The sequence below is a fragment of the Inquilinus limosus MP06 genome (genome assembly GCF_000767795.1).
Taxonomy (GTDB): Bacteria; Pseudomonadota; Alphaproteobacteria; order DSM-16000; family Inquilinaceae; genus Inquilinus; species Inquilinus limosus_E.
Genome location: NZ_JANX01000621.1, coordinates 1 through 3,534, shown reverse-complemented (window position 1 = coordinate 3,534; position 3,534 = coordinate 1). Strand labels below are relative to the sequence as shown.

At 70.1% G+C, this 3,534-nt stretch carries 4 protein-coding genes; 3 read left to right on the top strand and 1 reads right to left on the bottom strand.

Annotated features, from left to right (window positions below):
* Positions 1–94: 94 nt before the first annotated feature.
* Positions 95–262, top strand: a complete 168-nt coding sequence (gene rpmG, locus P409_RS29635; RefSeq protein WP_034846881.1) for a 50S ribosomal protein L33 — start codon at positions 95–97, stop codon at positions 260–262.
* 222 nt (positions 263–484) lie between these two features.
* Here rpmG and P409_RS29630 read toward each other — a convergent pair whose 3' ends face one another.
* Complete coding sequence (locus P409_RS29630; protein ID WP_034846885.1) at positions 485–850, bottom strand: response regulator; 366 nt, start codon at positions 848–850, stop codon at positions 485–487.
* A gap of 166 nt (positions 851–1,016) precedes the next feature.
* Between P409_RS29630 and P409_RS29625 the strand changes: the two genes are divergently transcribed.
* Both P409_RS29625 and P409_RS29620 read left to right on the top strand, forming a co-directional pair.
* Complete coding sequence (locus tag P409_RS29625) at positions 1,017–2,315, top strand: DNA polymerase IV (RefSeq protein WP_034846879.1); 1,299 nt, start codon at positions 1,017–1,019, stop codon at positions 2,313–2,315.
* 102 nt (positions 2,316–2,417) lie between these two features.
* The gene (locus tag P409_RS29620; protein WP_161790494.1) at positions 2,418–3,377 is read left to right on the top strand and encodes an arginase family protein; all 960 of its coding nucleotides are present in this window, start codon (positions 2,418–2,420) and stop codon (positions 3,375–3,377) included.
* Positions 3,378–3,534: the final 157 nt, after the last annotated feature.

The window sequence follows — 3,534 nt, the reverse complement described above, 5'->3', positions numbered from 1 at the left end:
CACGCCGTGCTTGACTCGGCGGCGGCGGACGCTATGGTGCGCGCTTCCCGGCCCGTGATGCGGCGCCGAGCAGAGTCATATTGGGACCAGCATCATGGCCAAGCCGAGCACGATCAAGATCCGCCTGAACAGCACTGCGGACACCGGTTTCTTCTACGTCACCAAGAAGAACCCGAAGACCAAGACCGAGAAGCTGACGCTGAAGAAGTACGACCCGGTCGTGCGCAAGCACGTCGAGTTCAAGGAAGGCAAGATCAAGTAAGCAGCGCCGTCCGGTCGACCGACCGGGCGCTGCTTCTCTGCGTTCCTGACGGAGCCCCGCCGGCGGCGGGGCTTTTTGCATGGCTGCGACTTGGCATGCTATTGCCCCTTGAGGAGGCGTCATTGCAAGCGCAGCGAAGCAATCCAGGGCTGTTTGGCATGCCCCTGGATGCTTCGTCGGCTTCGCCTCCTCGCAATGACGGTCTTGCCAGGCCGCGCGCCCTCAATCCAAGTGCCGGCGCACCGTGGCGATGAACCCGGCGACGCTGATCGGCTTCGAGATGTAGTCGTCGCAGCCGCCGGCCCGCACCATCGCCTCGTCGCCCTTCATCGCCAGCGCCGTCACCGCGATCACCGGGATCGCCGCCAGCTCCCGGTCGGCCTTCAGCCATTTCGTCACCTCCAGCCCCGAGATCTCGGGCAGCTGGATGTCGAGCAGGATCAGGTCGGGCCGGTGCACCCGCGCCAGCGCCATCACCTCCGACGCGCTGTCGGTGCCGATCGTGGCGTAGCCGTTGGCCTCGAGCACGTCGACGAACAGCTTCCGGTTGAGCTCGTTGTCCTCGACGATCATCACGGTCTTCGACATGCGCAGGTTCCCGATGCCCGGCGCCATGGCCCGGCCAGCCAAGATCAATCCCGCATTGCCCCTTGTAAAGCCGTGATCTGAGTTCCCGTGCGCATCCGGTACAAAACAGGTACAGTGGCGCCATGTCCGATCCCTACCCGGCATCGCGGCAGGAGCCTGGCCCCCGATGACCCCGAAGCCGGACCGGGCCAGCCTGCTGCCCGGCCTGTGCCGGGACTGCGGCGCGCATCCGCCGCCGGGGGCGCGGCGCTGCGCCCGCTGCGGGTCGCCGCGCCTGGTCCGCCATGCCGAGTTGCACGCTCTGAGCATCGCCCATCTCGACTGCGACGCCTTCTACGCCACGGTGGAGAAGCGTGACCGGCCGGAGCTGCAGGACCGGCCGGTGATCGTCGGCGGCGGGGTGCGCGGTGTGGTCTCCGCCGCCTGCTATGTCGCCCGCCTCTACGGCGTGCGCTCGGCCATGCCGATGTTCAAGGCGCTGGAGGCCTGCCCCGATGCCGTGGTGCTGCGCCCGGACATGCAGAAATACGCCGGGGTCAGCCGGCAGATCCGCGCCTTGTTCCTGGCGGCGACGCCGAAGGTCGAGCCGCTGTCGCTGGACGAGGCCTTCCTCGACCTGTCCGGCACCCAGGCGCTGCACGGCCGCAGCCCGGCCGAGACCTGCGCCGCCATCGCCCGCCAGGTCGAGCGCGAGATCGGCGTCACCCTGTCCATCGGCTTGGCGCCGAACAAGATGCTGGCCAAGATCGCGTCGGACCTGGACAAGCCGCGCGGTTTCGCCGTGATCGGCCGGGGCGATGCCATGGCCTTCCTGGCCGACAAGCCGGCCGGCATCATCCCCGGCGTCGGCAAGGTGATGCGCGAGAAGCTGTTCAGCGACGGCATCCGCACCGTGGGCGACCTGCGGCGGCTGGACGAGAGCGCGCTGGTCCGCCGCTTCGGCGTGTTCGGCCGGCGCCTGTACCGCTATGCCCGCGGCGAGGACCATCGACCGGTCGACCCGGACGGCGAGACCAAGAGCATCTCGGCCGAGACCACCTTCACCGTCGACATCCAGAACCCGCAGGCGCTGCAGCGCGAATTGTGGCCGCTGTGCGAGACCGTGGCCGCCCGGCTGAAGAAGCAGGACCTGGCCGGCGGCACCGTGGTGCTGAAGCTGAAGACGGCGAGCTTCCGCCAGCTGACCCGCAGCCACCGCCTGGCCGACCCGACCCAGTTGGCGGAGACGATCTGGCGCGTCGCCGCGCCGCTGGTCGAGCAGGCGGCGAATGGCGAGGCCTTCCGGCTGATCGGCGTCGGCTGCACCGACCTGGTCGAGGGCCGCCTGGCCGACCCGCCGGACCTGCTGGATCCCGCGCCCGCCAAGCGCCGCGCGGTCGAGGAGGCGGTCGACGCCATGCGCCGCAAGCTGGGGCCGGACGTCATCGCCAAGGGCCGGTCCGGCCTGCCGCGGCGCGGCGGCTGAACGCCCGTTCGGACCGCCGCGCCTGCCCGCTGACCGGCGGAACAAGATCCGCCGCGGTCGGGTTGCCAAGTCAGGCCGATGATCACGACGTGGAGAGCTGCGATGGCTTCATCGCCCGCCAGCACGACGACGCCCGCCGGCCAGACCGTGGATCAGGCGCGACGGATCGTCCTGAGTCGGGGCGCCCCTCTAATCTCGGGCTCATGCCGCACGCCCGGCGAGACCGAGCCGGGCGCGCGGCATGCGCCCGAGGTGCTGCGGTCGCTCGGGCTCGGCGACCGGCTGGGCGCGGAATGGTCGCGCACCGTTCCCGCCCCGCCCTATCGCCCCGAAGTCGATCCGGCGACCGGCGTACGCAACGCGGCGGCGCTCCGCCGGTATTCCGAAGCGCTCGCCGATGCCGTCGGCGAGGCGCTGACGCCCGGGACCTTCCCCCTGATCATCGGCGGCGACTGCAGCGTGCTGCTCGGCCCCGCGCTCGCACTGCGCCGCCACGGCCGCTACGGCCTCGTCTTCTTTGACGGCCATACGGATTTCAAGCTCCCGGCGACCTCGCCCTCGAAGGGGGCCGCGGGCATGGACCTGGCCTTCGTTACCGGCCACGGGCCGAGCCTTCTGACCGATTTCGGGGAGCACACGCCGCTGGTGCGCGAGGCCGACGCCGTCGCCTTCGGCTATCGCGACCTGCAGGATCCGGCGACCTACACGTCGAAAGCCATCTTCGAGACCCGCGTGCAGCGGATCGATCTGGCCGAGATCCGCCGCCGCGGCATCGCCGACGCGGCGCGCGCCGTCCTTGACATGGTCGCGGGGCCGGAGGTCGAGGGCGTGTTCGTTCACTTCGATGTCGACGTGCTGGACAGCGAGGTCATGTCCGCGGTCGACACGCCGGAGCCCGGCGGCGTTTCCGCCGCGGAAGCGGTCGAGGCGCTGCGCATCTGGTGCGCCGATCCGCGTGTGATCGGAATGCAGGTGACGATCTATGACCCCGACCGTGACCGGGATCGTCGCTGCGGCCGGCTGCTGATCGATATTCTGAGCGCAGCCTTCGGCAGGGGCTGAGCGGAGGCCGGGATCGGTCGCGTCCTTCGGTCGCGTGCCGCCGATCCCTCTGGGCGACGCCCCCTGGTCAAGGAGAGACTGCGCCCCACCTGCTTTCACGCCATCCGCCGGCGCGGCCGGCGCCCAACCGAGGAAGCCTGCGATGAACCGACGTGAT

Bases quoted from the DNA above. Each gene is read 5' to 3' on its own strand.
- P409_RS29630 (WP_034846885.1), bottom strand. From the start codon at position 850: ATGTCGAAGACCGTGATGATCGTCGAGGACAACGAGCTCAACCGGAAG.
- P409_RS29620 (WP_161790494.1), top strand. From the start codon at position 2,418: ATGGCTTCATCGCCCGCCAGCACGACGACGCCCGCCGGCCAGACCGTG.
- P409_RS29625 (WP_034846879.1), top strand. From the start codon at position 1,017: ATGACCCCGAAGCCGGACCGGGCCAGCCTGCTGCCCGGCCTGTGCCGG.
- rpmG (WP_034846881.1), top strand. From the start codon at position 95: ATGGCCAAGCCGAGCACGATCAAGATCCGCCTGAACAGCACTGCGGAC.